This window comes from Polynucleobacter aenigmaticus (genome assembly GCF_002206635.1).
In the GTDB taxonomy this organism is placed as follows: Bacteria; Pseudomonadota; Gammaproteobacteria; order Burkholderiales; family Burkholderiaceae; genus Polynucleobacter; species Polynucleobacter aenigmaticus.
On record NZ_NGUO01000002.1, the window covers coordinates 217,262 to 232,640 of the forward strand.

10 protein-coding genes, 1 tRNA gene and 1 pseudogene are annotated in these 15,379 nt (G+C 47.6%); 2 read left to right on the top strand and 10 right to left on the bottom strand.

The genetic code is table 11. The features are described 5' to 3' along the window. Positions 1 to 26: 26 nt before the first annotated feature. The 8 genes from CBI30_RS01740 to def form a co-directional block, all read right to left on the bottom strand. Positions 27 to 102, bottom strand: a tRNA-Phe gene (locus tag CBI30_RS01740). A 174-nt stretch (positions 103 to 276) separates the two neighbouring features. Continuing rightward, entirely contained in the window at positions 277 to 2,481 is a 2,205-nt protein-coding gene (locus CBI30_RS01745; RefSeq protein ID WP_088526617.1) for an OsmC domain/YcaO domain-containing protein, read from the bottom strand. Positions 2,482 to 2,617: 136 nt separating this feature from the next. Further along, entirely contained in the window at positions 2,618 to 3,298 is a 681-nt protein-coding gene (locus CBI30_RS01750) for a response regulator (protein ID WP_088526618.1), read from the bottom strand. A 2-nt stretch (positions 3,299 to 3,300) separates the two neighbouring features. Next, positions 3,301 to 5,610, bottom strand: coding sequence for a sensor histidine kinase (locus tag CBI30_RS01755; RefSeq protein WP_088526619.1), 2,310 nt, complete (start codon positions 5,608 to 5,610; stop codon positions 3,301 to 3,303). Beyond that, a complete protein-coding gene (locus tag CBI30_RS01760; protein WP_088526620.1) occupies positions 5,607 to 6,188 on the bottom strand; it encodes a DUF4390 domain-containing protein in 582 nt (193 codons plus the stop codon). The genes CBI30_RS01755 and CBI30_RS01760 overlap by 4 nt, the downstream gene beginning before the upstream one ends. Beyond that, positions 6,185 to 7,498, bottom strand: a complete 1,314-nt coding sequence (rsmB, locus tag CBI30_RS01765; RefSeq protein ID WP_088526621.1) for a 16S rRNA (cytosine(967)-C(5))-methyltransferase RsmB — start codon at positions 7,496 to 7,498, stop codon at positions 6,185 to 6,187. The genes CBI30_RS01760 and rsmB overlap by 4 nt, the downstream gene beginning before the upstream one ends. Position 7,499: 1 nt before the next feature. After that, positions 7,500 to 8,495: a methionyl-tRNA formyltransferase gene (fmt, locus tag CBI30_RS01770; RefSeq protein ID WP_088526769.1), complete on the bottom strand. Its 996-nt coding sequence runs from the start codon at positions 8,493 to 8,495 to the stop codon at positions 7,500 to 7,502. A gap of 7 nt (positions 8,496 to 8,502) precedes the next feature. Next, positions 8,503 to 9,018, bottom strand: coding sequence for a peptide deformylase (gene def, locus CBI30_RS01775; protein WP_206075519.1), 516 nt, complete (start codon positions 9,016 to 9,018; stop codon positions 8,503 to 8,505). Positions 9,019 to 9,089: 71 nt separating this feature from the next. Between def and CBI30_RS01780 the strand changes: the two genes are divergently transcribed. Together CBI30_RS01780 and CBI30_RS01785 are read left to right on the top strand one after the other, a co-directional pair. Then, positions 9,090 to 9,395: a DNA-processing protein DprA gene (locus CBI30_RS01780; RefSeq protein WP_088526622.1), complete on the top strand. Its 306-nt coding sequence runs from the start codon at positions 9,090 to 9,092 to the stop codon at positions 9,393 to 9,395. Positions 9,396 to 9,658: 263 nt separating this feature from the next. After that, positions 9,659 to 12,337, top strand: a complete 2,679-nt coding sequence (locus tag CBI30_RS01785; RefSeq protein ID WP_088526623.1) for a DNA topoisomerase III — start codon at positions 9,659 to 9,661, stop codon at positions 12,335 to 12,337. On the opposite strand, the pseudogene CBI30_RS11255 reads toward CBI30_RS01785, so the two are convergent. After that, positions 12,307 to 13,398 (bottom strand): annotated as a pseudogene (locus CBI30_RS11255) (FAD-dependent oxidoreductase); the annotation flags it as partial. The gene CBI30_RS01785 and the pseudogene CBI30_RS11255 overlap by 31 nt on opposite strands. Positions 13,399 to 13,445: 47 nt before the next feature. After that, positions 13,446 to 15,293: a phosphoenolpyruvate carboxykinase (GTP) gene (locus CBI30_RS01795; protein ID WP_088526625.1), complete on the bottom strand. Its 1,848-nt coding sequence runs from the start codon at positions 15,291 to 15,293 to the stop codon at positions 13,446 to 13,448. Positions 15,294 to 15,379 lie beyond the last annotated feature (86 nt).

The window sequence follows — 15,379 nt, forward strand, 5'->3', positions numbered from 1 at the left end:
CACCCGAAGGTGGTTTTGGTGTTTCTTGGTGGCCCGGGGCGGAATCGAACCACCGACACAAGGATTTTCAATCCTCTGCTCTACCGACTGAGCTACCAGGCCAAGATTGGTAATTATAAATGAAACTGTAAGTAAGCCCTCTAAAACCGGGTAACTGGGCTTACCCTTATTCAGATTTAATCAGGGCGCCAAGCGCAGATCCAGTAAATGTGGATAGTATCTCCAACATTAGAGGGGTGAATTGCATCAAACGCATATTGACTCCTTGCTGACGATCTAGTTATTGGTCGCCATCGCTTTAGCCCGAGCCGCATGCAATTTTCTATAGCTGTCGATTAAGCGGTGGTGCCTATCAAGCCCCTCCAGTTTTACGCTAGTTGGAGTTAATCCGTAGAATCGTACGCTACCATCCACTGATCCTATTACGGCATCCATCCGCTCATCGCCAAACATCCGGCGCAAATTAACTATGTAGTCGTGGAGCTCTAAATCGTCATCCAGCTCAATCTCCAACACCGCACTTAAGGCCTGATAAAACAATCTACGCTCGACTGTGTTGTCGTTATATTGAAGGAAGGCGCCCACTAGCTCATTGGTCTCATCCAATTTCTTTAAGGCAAGCTGAATCAGTAGCTTCAATTCAAGAACGGTTAACTGACCCCAAGGCGTATTCTCATCAAACTCGATGCCGATCAATGTAGCGATGTCGCCATATTCATCTAACTCGTTGTTTTCTAGGCGCTCAAGCAACGCACCTAGGCTTGCATTATCTAGTGCGGATAGATTCAAAATATCCGCGCGGAACAACAAAGCCTTATTGGTGTTATCCCAAATCAGATCTTCTATCGGATAAACCTCAGAATAGCCAGGCACCAAGATTCGGCATGCAGTTGCACCTAGCTGGTCATACACCGCCACATAAGATTCTTTGCCCATAGACTCCAGAATCCCGAATAAAGTTGCCGCCTCTTCCGCATTGGAGTTTTCTCCCTTGCCGGAGAAATCCCACTCAACAAAATCGTAATCTGCTTTTTCGCTAAAAAAGCGCCACGAGACAATGCCACTGGAATCAATGAAGTGTTCAACAAAGTTATTGGGCTCAGTCACCGCTTCACTTGCGAAAGTGGGCGGCGGCAAATCATTCAGACCCTCTAAGCTACGTCCCTGTAGTAGCTCTGTCAAACTCCGCTCCAGCGCTACCTCTAGGTTGGGGTGTGCACCAAAGGAAGCAAAAACACCGCCTGTTCGTGGATTCATCAAGGTAACGCACATTACGGGATAAGTGCCGCCCAGCGAAGCATCCTTTACCAATACCGGAAAACCCTGCTCTTCTAGCCCTCGAATACCCTCCACAATGCCAGGGTATTTCGCAAGCACTGCCTGCGGTACATCGGGCAAAGCAATTTCACCTTCTAGAATTTCACGCTTGACTGCTCGCTCAAAAATCTCCGACAGGCATTGCACCTGCGCTTCGGCCAAGGTATTGCCAGCGCTCATGCCATTGCTGACGTAAAGGTTTTCGATGAGGTTGGACGGAAAATAAACAGGTTCGCCATCCGACTGACGCACATACGGCAATGAACAAATGCCACGCTGCGCATTACCGGAATTGGTATCAATCAAATGTGAGCCACGCAATTCGCCATCGGGATTAAAAATATTAAGGCAGTACTCATCCAGAATTTCTGTGGGGAGCGCATCTTTACTGCCCGGCTTGAACCAGCGTTCATTCGGGTAATGTACAAATGCCTCATTGGCGATGTCCTCACCCCAGAACACGCCGGCATAAAAATGGTTGTTACTCAGTCGCTCAATGTACTCGCCCAAGGCCGATGCCAATGCACTTTCCTTGGTCGATCCCTTCCCATTGGTAAAACACATCGGCGAGTGCGCATCGCGGATGTGTAAGGACCACACGTTAGGAATGATGTTGCGCCACGAAGCGATTTCAATCTTAATTCCCAGGTTCGCCAATACACCAGACATATTGGCAATGGTTTGCTCCAGCGGGAGATCTTTGCCCGCAATATAAGTAGTGGCATCAGATGCTAGCTTCAAGGTCAACAAAGTCTGCGCATCTGCATCTAGGTTCTTTACTTCTTCAATGACAAACTCTGGTCCAGCTTGCACCACTTTTTTAACCGTACAACGCTCTATGGAGCGCAAAATCCCTTGGCGATCACTGGCAGAGATTTCTTCAGGCAACTCAACTTGAATCTTGAAAATCTGCTGATAACGATTTTCTGGATCCACAATATTATTCTGTGAGAGGCGAATATTTTCAGTAGAAATATTGCGTGTGTCGCAGTACAGCTTCACAAAATAAGCCGCACACAAGGCTGATGAAGCCAGAAAGTAATCGAATGGGCCTGGAGCCGAGCCATCGCCCTTATATCGAATAGGTTGGTCAGCAATCACCGTGAAGTCATCGAACTTGGCCTCAAGACGCAGCTTATCGAGAAAGTTAACCTTAATTTCCATGGGAATAATTCCGAAATGATGTGGCCGCTATTATCCGTCGCAACGCCGATGCTGTGTTCTGCATCAACGCCTTCAACAAACGCTCACGCAAATAATCAATTGCCGGTTACTTATGGCAAATTATTTGCTAAAGGTCTTATTGCTCAGTCTTATTACGCGAAGTATCAATTCCCAGGGCTTTTAGCTTGCGATAAAGATGTGTGCGCTCTAAGCCGGTGTACTCAGAAATCTTGGTCATACTACCGCCCATGATGATCATTTGATGCTCAAAGTATGCCTTCTCAAACAAGTCCCTGGCCTCTCGGAGTGGCAAATCAAAATACGTCTTTGCAATACCGCTGATGTATTCACCATCTTGAGCTTGTGAAGCTTGATCGCTAACTGCTACTTTAGGGCTTAGGCTGGATGAGGACGCTAGAGACGCTTTTTCTTCAGCAGGCTCAACATACTTCGGCGAACTCTCTAGGGCTTTAGTGACAGTCTTGAGTAGCTTCTGAAGTGCAATTGGTTTTTCTAAAAAGTTGAGCGCACCAATACGAGTAGCTTCAACTGCTGTATCAATCGTGGCATGCCCCGACATCATGACAACAGGCATGGTAAGTTGGCCGGTCTTAGACCACTCTTTTAGCAAGGTAATGCCATCAACATCGGGCATCCAAATGTCGAGCAGAACAAGATCTGGACGCATTTGTTCGCGAATAGTACGCGCTTGCATAGCGCTCTCGGCCGCATAAACAGTATGGCCCTCATCCGTTAGAATCTCGTTAAGAAGCTCACGAATTCCCATCTCATCGTCGACTACTAAGATACTTGCCATTCTTATGCTGCCTCTTTTGCCAAATTCATAAACAAAATAGATACTTTCGCACCGACCACCTCATCACCCCGCATACGATTCCGGACTTCAATTTTGGCGCCGTGATCATCTACGATTTTCTTTACAACCGCCAAACCTAATCCAGTACCTTTACTCTTCGTTGTTACATACGGCTCAAATGCTCTTGCCAATATCTTAGCTGGAAACCCTGAACCACTATCACTTATTGTTAAACGCACCGCATTTTGTACGATGCCGTTCAATTCACCATAAGGCACCAATTCTGTTTTTACCTCAACCGGCTCGGCTTGATGCCGTCCCTCAAGAGTAGCATCCTGGGCATTCTGCAAAAGATTATGAATAATCTGTCTTAGTTGAGTTGAGTCGCCCATAATATTTGGGCACTGCGGATCTAGCTGGGTTTTTAAGGGGCTACCCTCATATAAACCCAGGATCTCTTGCGTCAAAGTATTAATAGAAATAGATTTCAATTGCGGACTGGGAGTTTTAGCAAAATCCCTGAAATCATTGACCATCTCTTTCATGGCTTGAACTTGCCCAATAATAGTTTTCGTACTGCGATTCATCATCTCTTCCTGCTCAGGACTCAATTTACCAGCCAGCTTATGCTGCAAGCGCTCAGCGGAGAGTTGTATCGGGGTGAGTGGGTTCTTAATCTCATGCGCCAAGCGTCTAGCTACTTCGCTCCAAGCAATGGAGCGCTGCGCACTCACCACATCAGTAATGTCATCAAACACCACCATACGCAAATCTGAGGTCAGCTCCGTTCCACGCACAAATAAAGTGACGCCAGACTCATTCTCGAACTCATTTGTACTGTGAAGCTGAACCTGCTTTTGCCACACTGGCGCAGATTTGCCGACTTCCGCGCTCGGGTGACCACCATCAACCCCAACCGTCAGCTTCATGGTTGCAAAGCCTTCTTTAATGGCTTGCTCAAACTCAACTAGGGCTGGGCTATCGCTTAAAGGGCGCCCATCCATCTGAGTTAAGTCTTGCCCAAAGATTCGGTCCGCCCCAGCATTGCTAGAGACCACATTAAAGCTTTTATCAAAGATACAAACGCCCGCAGTTAAGTTACCTAAAACAGTCTCTAAAAATGATTTGGATTCTTGTAGAGAGGTTCTTGTGTCGGCAAGCTGACGTGTCATCACATTAAATTGACGAGTCAACATGCCGAGCTCATCGCCAGTATCTAGCTCAGGCTTGGGAGACAAATCCCCTTGCGCGACGGCCTGCGTGCCCTTTAATAGCATTAGCAAAGGTCTAGCCAGTTGTCGCCCAAGTATTAAGGCCAGGGTAACCGCAACAAATAATGCGAAGAACAGCGTTAATGTGAGCGTGCCCACAAACATCTTGCGCAAACCAGTACGCCCCAATGACTTCTCTTGATAGTCGCTATAAGCAGATTCAACTGCAAAAATATTCTTAGCCAATGGGCTCGGAATATAACGCACCAACTGCAAAAAATATCTGTCTTCAGTCTCTTTGCCGGCATCTAATTTGCTTTGAATCGGTTTTTTTCGCACAATCGGCACGATCGCTCTCACTCGATAGCCGCGCTGCCCATCCTCCATTTCAATTTGCTCTAAAGAGGTAAGGCCCTTCTTTTTAAATGCCTCTGAAATTACATCGGCACTGGGGGCCGGTAGATATTTTTTAGACTGGAGCTCGCTCGATAAAATCAAAGTGCGCTGCATAGTGAAGAGGCTCACCTCTTGAATGCCAAATTGATTGCGAATCTTCATTACCAGGGCTCCGACCTGATCAGAATTGGTTCCAGAGGGAACCTGAGTCACCTGTTCCGCAATGAACTTACCCTCAGCCAAAATTTCTTCTTGAGCAACCTGCAAGGTAACGCGCCCCAACTCTAAGCCCGAGTTCAGCGCGGACTCAACCTGCACGTCAAACCAAGTTTCAATACTACGAGAGACGAATTGTAGAGATACACCGTACAAAATTAATCCCGGCACCACGCCCACTAAAGCAAAAATCATAGCCAACTTTGCAATCAGGCGAGTACCAAAATGTCCCTTATGCCAGCGAATTGCAATCACAATCACCAAGGTCAAAATGACTAAGAGCAAGCAAACTCCAATCGCCACGTTCGCCGCGTAGAGCCAAATAAAATAGTTTTCGAAAAACTCAGTATTGGAAGAGGCAATCGATAGTAACGCCAGCAGTAGTAGTGCAAAAGCGCCAATCACCGCCATTGCTATAGGAAGCGCACGTCTCTTCCAAGCGTTTTTTTCAAACGCATTTGACCCAATGAAGTCGAAAGATATCTTCATCGCTTAATCTGATTGGGCCCATTTGGTGAAAAAGGAAACCGCAACCAATCACTACTGACATTCCAGTCACGATTATTTAAGGCATTGACTTGAAACGGTTTGGGCAACTTGCTCAAATCTAGAGTCATTCGTAATGCTGCGGTGTAAGCCTTGCTGGGATCAATTTGGTTGTTATCAATGACTAGCCAGCCACCAATACTGCCAACCACCTGCAGGGCCTCAGAAATAGTTTTGGCAGAAAAAGTAAGGCCCTCGGAGGCGATTCGATATTGCTGAGTCAGCGGTTGATAGGATAAGCGCGTTTGTCGTTGTGCAAGCGCAGGCTTTTCGTCAAACCAATACCAACGCGAACGAGTCAAGTCAAACTCAGTCTGAAAATATAAGACCACACCTTTTTGGACTGCATCTTCTAAGCCTGGAGTTAACTCAATCTTAAATGTGGCATTTAATAGCCAGTCACCATCTACCCGCTCCAATTCGGCAGATTTAATCTTAATTCCCTCTGCGCCAGCAGCTACTGAAAATAGACTCAGCGCTAACAAACCACAGAGAATGAATTGTTTAATGCCTTGGCTCATGGCCCATTTTTCTTAAACAAAGCATAGTAAAAACCGTCATTAAGCTCAGCAGGCAAAATTTGCCCAGGAGCGCTTAATCGTAATGCATCGGCATGCTCTGCAGCAAACCAAATTGCCTGCTCTTCACCCTCTTCAGGAAACACGGAACAAGTCACGTATAAAAGCGTTCCTCCGGGCTTTAACATCTTCCAGGACTGCTCCACTATTGCGCGCTGTCTTAGCTGCAAGGCCTTAATATCCGCCTCGCGACGTAGAAATGGAATATCAGGATGCCTTGCAACAATGCCTGAAGCTGAGCAAGGCGCATCCAACAAGATTTTGTCAAATGGTTTGCCGTCCCACCAAGCAGCCTTCGAGGCATCCCCACGGACTACCTGTACAGAATCCGACTGCAGACGCAGGCGATCGAGGTTGCCACCAATTTTTCCAAGCCGCTCGCCATCTAGCTCCAGGGCAATCATTTCACATTCGGCAAGCTCTAATATGTGGGCGGTCTTCCCTCCGGGTGCGGCACAGGAATCTAATATCCGCTCTCCCGGCTGTGGATCAAGCAATACCGCAGCAATCTGTGCACCAGCATCTTGAACAGAGACTGCACCGCTATAAAAACCAGGCAAATCCGAAACTGGTACTGGCTCACGTAAAAGTAAGGCTGAATTTAGGGCAATGCCGGCAATCTCGCCAATAGGCTCTGACGCAATACCAGCCTGTTGTAGCAAATCTTGATATTCCTCACGCGTATGCTGCTTGGCATTCACTCGCAAAATCAGGGGTGCACGTTGCGCCTGCTGAATCAGCATTGCCTGCCAAACCTTCGAATAGTTACGCTTGAGACTAGCTCGCCACCAGGGCGGGAAAAACATCGGGATGGGGTCTGGTGGATAAGGCTTTTCATTCTCAGCCTGGACCGCCAGACTTACCTTGCGTAAGACGGCATTCACCAAGCCCTTGGCATACATCGTTGGCTCATATTCGCTACAGGCCTTTACAGCCTGATCAACAATCGTATGTGCCGCATAGCCTTTGCCCTCTGCCCCATTTTGTAAAAACAAGGCAATCGCAACGCTTAGTAAATACTCCACCTCTAGTGGCGGCGTCTTCGGAATAAATTGCTGAATGAATTCGTGAGACCTTACCCACTTACGCAATGCATCAAAAGTTAGACTTTGAACAATGGGGCGCTCATGCGCATCCAGCTGGTCTAGCACCTCCGTGAGCGATCTGCCGGCCATCACCTCGCCAATTGCTTGCGCAGAAATCGTAATAGCCTCAGATAGAGGAAGGCTGTGCGGTGTTTTTTGATCGGTCAAATTAATCTTTCTTGAACTGCATTATTTTTTCTTGCGTGCGATAAGTCTGCAGGCAAGCACTTGCACCAGTCTTTTTTCCGCCGGGCTTTTGCATCTCTAAGATTTCAATTACACCCACTCCACACTGAACATACACACCATCTTCGCTAAACCCCAAAACTTGTCCAGGGTTTAGAGATTGCTCTGTCTGCCCCTTGTTAGGTAAACAAGAATCCCAAAACTTCAGTAAATCACCATTAAGGCTGCTAGTGGCCCCAGGGAACGGATTAAAAGCACGAATGCGTCGATCGATTTCAACAGCACTTAACTGCCAATCAATCTCCGCTTCATTTTTTAGAATTTTTTCTGCATAAGTGATGCCGTCACTAGACTGTGGAGTTCTGGTAATCACCGCGCCCCGCTCCAAGGCATTGAGGGTCTTCACCATTAACTCAGCGCCTAACGCTGCTAGACGGTCATGTAGGGATGCGCTTGTTTCTTGTGGAGCAATTTTCAGGTCTCCAACTAAGACGGTATCACCAGTATCTAGACCGGCATCCATCTGCATGATGCTAATGCCAGTGCTGGCGTCACCGCTTTCGATGGCGCGCTGAATCGGTGCGGCACCTCGCCACCTCGGCAGCAAAGAGGCGTGAATATTAAAACAGCCATGTCGCCCATTTTTAGAGGCTAGGCCTAAGATGTCTTGAGGAAGAATTAATCCGTAGGCAACCACCACCATTGCATCAAATTCAATACTGGATAAATATTGATAAGCCTCTTGGGCTACAGTTCTTTTTTGTAAATCTGCATGGTCTTGCTTTAAGGTTGCTGGTTGCAACACGGGAATGTTGTGCTCTTGTGCAAATACTTTTACAGGACTTGCATGCAGATGCATCCCGCGGCCCGCACGACGATCTGGTTGCGTTAGCGCCAAGACAATTTCATGGCCGGCCTGATCTATTGCGCGCATTGCTTGTGCGGCGAAATCCGGGGTGCCTGCAAAAACAATTTTCATTGGGCGCTTAGCGCTCGCCAACTAATTCTTTAGTGCGCTTCTTCATCCTGAGAGAGATGCGATTGCGCTTCAACATGGAGAGATATTCAACAAATACTTTGCCTTGCAAATGATCCATCTCATGTTGCAAGCAGACTGCTAACAAGCCATCCGCCTCCACCTCAAATTCTTTACCATTAATATCGAGCGCCCTCACTCGAACAACAGCAGGACGATCCACCTCGTCGTAATACTCCGGCACAGAGAGACAACCCTCGCGCCATGATTTTTTTTCTGCGCTTGCCCACACCAGCTCTGGATTGATAAACACCATCAACCCATTCTGGTTTTCTGATACGTCAATCACCACAATCCGCTCATGAATATCTACCTGGGTTGCAGCCAAGCCAACCCCAGGGGCTTCGTACATCGTGTCGGCCATATCGGCCACAATTTTTTTGATGCGCGCATCCACCTGCGCAACAGGTTTGGCAACCTTGTGTAGGCGTGGATCTGGATAACAAAGGACGGTTAATAAAGCCATAAAGGAATTATCCAACAACGCAATCAGGCTGTCCCGATAGTTCTGACTGGCCCCATGCTGAAAATTGCTTTATGTCCTCTCCAAAAATCTCAAACATCGCCCTAATACAGCGAAATGATCCTTGCTACCCAGCCCGCCCACTGGATTTGTACGACCCACCCAATTCACTCTATATATATGGCGATATTCAGCCATTAAGTTTATCTATGCTCGCCATCGTTGGCTCGCGCGCTGCCAGCCCAAAGGGGATCAAAAATACCCACTGCTTTTCGCGAGCCTTGTCTGAGGCGGGATATTTAGTGATTTCTGGCTTGGCCCGATACATCTCCCCCTCTCTAGGGGCTGTCACCAACCACTTCAACAAGACCTCGAACTGATTCAATCTCCCCGAGATATTCTTGAGAGGCCGCCAAAATAGCCAAAAACACCTTTTAAATACCATTAAACCCTGGTTTTGATACGAAGGAGTTGCTGAATAGACTTCAAATAAACCGAAAAAAAGGGGTTTTTGGACTTTTGACAATTTATCGGTTAATAATAAAAAAGGGATGTAGGGAGCGTCAGGCTGGGATTAGGTTTAAATTGACCCTCTGTTTTCCCTGTTAAAACATCATTTCAAGCTCAAATTTAGGCAAAACGCGTGGCAACTAAAGCATCTACCAAAAAAAGCAGTCCAAAGACTACAGCTGGGGATCACCCCAAAGCACTGATCATTGCGGAGAAACCTTCCGTTGCGAATGACATTGCTAAGGCTTTAGGTGGCTTTACTAAATATGAAGACTATTTCGAAAGCGATGACTTTGTTATCTCTTCTGCGGTTGGCCATCTATTAGAAATAGCCGCCCCTGAAGAGTTTGAGGTCAAACGCGGTAAATGGTCCTTTGCCAACCTCCCGGTTGTGCCACCTTATTTTGATTTGCGCCCCATCGCCAAAACTGAATCGCGGCTGAAGGTATTGCAAAAACTCATTAAGCGTAAAGATATTCATGAGCTCATTAACGCATGCGATGCGGGTCGCGAAGGTGAGCTAATCTTCCGCCTGATTGCGCAGCATGCAAAAGCGCCACAGGCCATCAAGCGACTGTGGCTGCAATCAATGACGCCCGCAGCCATTCGTGATGGCTTTGCTTCTCTACGCAGTGATAAAGATATGCAGCCATTGGCTGATGCTGCACGCTGCCGATCCGAGGCAGACTGGCTAGTAGGCATCAATGGCACCCGTGCCATGACAGCCTTCAATAGCAAAAGCGGCGGATTCTTTCTGACGACTGTAGGTCGAGTGCAAACTCCAACCCTCTCGATTGTGGTTGAGCGTGAAGAGCTGATCCGTAAATTTATTTCTAAAGACTATTGGGAAGTAAAGGCTGAGTTTATTGCTGCGGCTGGTGTTTATGAGGGTCGCTGGTTTGACCCCAAGTTTAAGAAGGATGTCGTAGCACCAGATGCTCGCGAGAATCGCCTTTGGAGCGAAGCTGCTGCGCAAAGCATTGTTGCTGCCTGTCGCGATAAAAAAGCGAGCGTGAAAGAAGAGGCAAAGCCGGCCACTCAACTAGCCCCTCAGTTGTTTGATTTAACCAGCTTGCAACGCGAGGCAAACGCACGCTTTGGCTTCTCCGCTAAAAATACTTTGGGGTTGGCACAGGCGCTGTATGAGCGTCACAAAGTGCTTACTTATCCACGTACTGATGCCAAAGCTTTGCCCGAAGATTATTTGGATACTGTTAAGCAGACCATGGAAAATCTGGCTGAGAATTCGCAAGAATATCGACAGTTCGCCAAACAAATTTTGCAAGGCGACCCCAAAGATCCAAAAGCCAAAGAAGGTTATGGCTGGGTCAAACCAAACAAACGTATTTTTGATAACTCAAAAATATCTGACCACTTTGCGATTATCCCCACCTTAGAGTCTCCTAAAACTCTCAGTGAGCCAGAGCAAAAATTGTATGACTTGGTTGTGCGCCGCTTCTTGGCCGTGTTTTATCCTGCGGCCGAGTTCCGCGTCACCACTCGTATTACCGAAGCATCAGGGCATCACTTTAAAACTGAAGGTCGAGTATTGGTCACTCCGGGTTGGTTAACGGTATACGGCCGATCCAATCAAGCGGACGATGAATTAGTGGCGGTACAAGAAGGTGAAACCGTACAAACTGAATCCATTGACGCTGTTCCACTAAAGACCAAGCCGCCCGCTCGCTATACCGAAGCAACATTGTTATCCGCCATGGAGAGTGCTGGCAAAAGGGTTGATGACGATGACATGCGAGAAGCTATGGCTGAAAAAGGCCTGGGAACACCTGCAACTCGTGCAGCCATTATTGAAGGCCTGCTAGCAGAAAGGTATATGGTTCGCGAAGCGCGTGAACTCATTCCAACAGCTAAAGCATTTCAGCTAATGACACTCTTGCGCGGACTAGATGTTGAAGAGCTCACCAGACCAGATCTCACAGGTAATTGGGAAAACAAGCTCTCACTAATTGAGCGCGGTGAAATGAACCGCGACACCTTCATGCAAGAAATTGCACAGATGACGCAACGCATCGTGAAACGCGCAAAAGAATATGACAGCGATACCATTCCAGGTGACTACGCAACCATGTCCACGCCGTGTCCACACTGCAAAGGTGCGGTTAAAGAGAACTACCGTCGATTTGCTTGTGAGAAGTGCGGCTTTACGATTAGCAAAACTCCGGGTGGACGCGCCTTTGAATATCCAGAAGTAGAAGAGCTACTTAGTGAAAAAACCATCGGACCTCTACAGGGGTTCCGCAGCAAAATCGGAAGACCGTTTGCAGCAATTATCAAACTCAGTGAAATTCCCGAAGATGATGCCGATTATCCGAATGCAGGCTTCAAATTGGAGTTTGATTTTGGTAACTCTCAAGAAGACGAGTCAGAGGCAATCGACTTTACAGGTCGCCAGGCTTTAGGCGCCTGCCCTAAGTGCTCTGGTGCTGTATATGAAGATGGCATGCGCTACTTGTGCAAAAAAAATACTGGTCCTGAAAAGACCTGTGACTTCAAAACCGGTAAGGTTGTTTTGCAGCAAGAAATTTCTACAGAGCAAATACAAAAACTGCTCACGGAAGGCAAAACAGATTTGTTAACCAATTTCAAATCTAACCGAACTGGTAGAGGATTTAAAGCTTACTTAGCTCTGGGCGCTGACGGTAAGATTGGGTTTGAATTTGAAGCTAAAGTGCCAAAGGCGGGAGCTGCAGCTAAAGCTCCAGCAAAGAAACGTGCGGGGGCAAGCGCAGCGACTAAGTCTGCCGCAAAGCCCAAGCGTGCCAGCAAAGCGAAGTCGTCCTCTAGCACTTGAGCGGTGATGAGTTTGGCTGCTAAGGCCGACCAAAGAACGCCTCTCGACCCCAGGGCTGTAGCCAGGAAAATTCCTGGGCGTTGAGTCAGTGCGCCGATGATCGGAAGGCGATCACCCGCCACGCAACGTATGCCCACAAAACTTCCCGCCTTTTGAAGGTGGCTTGTATCGCCTTCCGGATAATTCAACAAACCCCTTGCTTGTTCACGATTAAAGTCATCGCTTGAAGCCCAGTCTTCAAGATCGGATTCGCCCTCATCAAAACTCGAGCCGACTATCCAGCGATAACTACCGTCTGACAATTGCTCGGCAGGTAAGCAATAGCCATCGCACGATATTGCAGTCTTTGGTAATTTTCCAGCCCAAGCATCGTGCTCATATATAGAAAAAATGCTCAGCTGCCCGCGCACCGGCCTTAGTGGCAGACGAACACCCATGCTTGCCACTAAATTTTTAGTCTCCAATGCTGCTGTAATGATGACTTTGCTAGCAGTCATGATGGGCTCATCTTGATGATTAAATAATTGCCAGCCCGCGCCTAATTTTTCTAATCGACACACAGGAGTATTCCAGCAACAAGTCAGTTGCGGGCGTGGTTTCAGGGCCTCGCTTGTTGCTAACGATAAGTCCAGTGATGCGCCACGCGAAAGCCAAATACCACTTTGGTCAATACCGCAAACTTGGCTTGCTTGATTGGCATCAAGTGCTTGCGCTATATCCTCGCCAAGCTCCAAACTTTGTAAATAATCGACTACTTCTACAAGCTTAAAAACTTTATCTTTTTTTGTCGGCTGAAAGATGCCATGCTGGTTCCAGGTTTTACCCCAGCGCGCTTCGGCCATCAGAAAAGCAATGCGAGTTAATCGCAATAAGCGAGGCGCGCCACGGCCAACATGTGGGTGAGCAATAGCGTATGCATGACTAGAGCATGCAGAGGCAGGGAGGGATGCAGAGTCAACAACACAAACGGTTTGACCGCGCTCTAGCAACTCATTCGCAATGGTTGCACCTGCAATGCCTGCCCCAATCACCACGATGTCATGGTGTTGGGGTGCGGTCATTAAATAAAGATTGTTTTGAAAAGGCCTCTTAAGTTTCTAGGGAATACCTAGGCGTTTAAGCGCTTCTCAATTTTGCTGCGGGCTTCGATCAGCTCTTTAGGCAAACGCTCACCCAAATGTTCAAATAGTTCGGAGTGCAGTTTGAGCTCATTCTTCCAGTCGTCAACAGCAACGGTAATGGCTTTCTCGAATTTTTCTACAGAGTAGTCAAGGCCATCCCAATGCATATCAGCATGCTCTGGACAAATACCAAACACCGTTTCTATGCCCTTAGCCTTGCCTTCGGCACGACCTAAAATCCAAGACAAAACACGCATATTTTCACCAAAACCAGGCCATACAAACTTGCCGTTTTCATCTTTGCGGAACCAGTTCACGCAATAGATTTTTGGTAATACTGCACCTTCATCGGCAAGCTTGCTGCCGATGTTGAGCCAGTGTTGAAAGTAATCGCTCATGTTGTAGCCAGCAAATGCAATCATCGCAAATGGATCGCGACGAACAACGCCAACCTGACCAGTAATCGCAGCGGTAGTTTCGGAGCCCATCGTGGCAGCCATATAAACGCCCTCTACCCAATCGCGTGCCTCACTTACCAAAGGCACAGTATTTGAGCGACGACCGCCGAACAAGAACGCATCAATTGCCACGCCTTCTGGATCATCCCAATTAGGATCAACAGCAGGGTTGTTTGTAGCGGCCACAGTGAAGCGTGAATTTGCATGTGCGGCGTTACGACCAGCGGCGCCATCAGCAGGAGTCCAATCCTTGCCTTGCCAATCAATTAAGTGTGCTGGAGGCGTATCAGTCAAACCTTCCCACCAAACATCGCCATCATCCGTTAAACCAACGTTAGTAAAAATCACGTCTTGGTTTAATGAGTCGAGGCAGTTCGGGTTGGTTTGACGGTTTGTACCTGGTGCAACGCCGAAGTAGCCTGACTCAGGGTTAATCGCAAATAAGCGGGTTTTGCCAGTAACGGCGTCTTTGCGAGGCTTGATCCATGCAATGTCATCGCCAACTGTCGTTACTTTCCAACCCTCAAATCCCTTTGGAGGAATCATCATGGAGAAGTTGGTTTTTCCGCATGCAGATGGGAATGCAGCAGCAATATGGTATTTCTTGCCCTCAGGTGAAGTCACACCCAGGATCAACATGTGCTCAGCCAACCAACCCTGGTCACGACCCATATTCGATGCAATGCGCAAAGCAAAGCATTTTTTGCCCAACAAGGCGTTGCCGCCATAACCGGAGCCGAAAGACCAAATCTCGCGCGTCTCTGGATAATGAACAATATATTTGTTTTTATTATTTGGCCAAGCAACATCATTTTCGCCAGCCGCAAGTGGCTTACCAACAGTGTGAATACAGGGCACGAATTCGCCAGCAGCACCTAGCTGATCAATCACTGCTTTGCCCATGCGGGTCATAAGGCGCATATTGATAGCTACGTAAGGACTGTCAGATAGCTCAACGCCAATGTGGGCAATTGGGGATCCAATCGGACCCATGGAGAACGGCACAACATACATTGTTCTGCCTTGCATACAACCATCAAACAATGGTTTGAGCGTAGCGCGCATTTCATTTGGTTCTACCCAATTATTGGTTGGGCCCGCATCTTCTTTTTTTGCAGAACAAATAAAGGTACGGTCTTCAACACGTGCTACATCATCTGGGTCAGACAGCGCCAAGAAAGCGTTTTGGCGCTTAGCCGGGTTGAGTCGCTTAAATACTCCTGCGCTAACTAAGAGCTCGCAAAATTGGTCATATTCAGACTGGGAACCATCGCACCAGTGGATCTTGTCTGGCTTGGTTAAGGCCGCTACTTCTGCAACCCACTGAATTAACTTCTGATTTTTTACATAATCAGGCGCATTTGCTGTTGTGGTCATGAGATTCCCGTGGAAAGTAATAATTTTGATCGCACGATTTTAACATTTTTGACATAATTCTTGGTGTTGCCCAACCAAGAGCAAAC

Bases quoted from the DNA above. Each gene is read 5' to 3' on its own strand.
- CBI30_RS01745 (WP_088526617.1), bottom strand. From the start codon at position 2,481: ATGGAAATTAAGGTTAACTTTCTCGATAAGCTGCGTCTTGAGGCCAAG.
- CBI30_RS01750 (WP_088526618.1), bottom strand. From the start codon at position 3,298: ATGGCAAGTATCTTAGTAGTCGACGATGAGATGGGAATTCGTGAGCTT.
- CBI30_RS01755 (WP_088526619.1), bottom strand. From the start codon at position 5,610: ATGAAGATATCTTTCGACTTCATTGGGTCAAATGCGTTTGAAAAAAAC.
- CBI30_RS01760 (WP_088526620.1), bottom strand. From the start codon at position 6,188: ATGAGCCAAGGCATTAAACAATTCATTCTCTGTGGTTTGTTAGCGCTG.
- fmt (WP_088526769.1), bottom strand. From the start codon at position 8,495: ATGAAAATTGTTTTTGCAGGCACCCCGGATTTCGCCGCACAAGCAATG.
- def (WP_206075519.1), bottom strand. From the start codon at position 9,018: ATGGCTTTATTAACCGTCCTTTGTTATCCAGATCCACGCCTACACAAG.
- CBI30_RS01780 (WP_088526622.1), top strand. From the start codon at position 9,090: ATGTCCTCTCCAAAAATCTCAAACATCGCCCTAATACAGCGAAATGAT.
- CBI30_RS01795 (WP_088526625.1), bottom strand. From the start codon at position 15,293: ATGACCACAACAGCAAATGCGCCTGATTATGTAAAAAATCAGAAGTTA.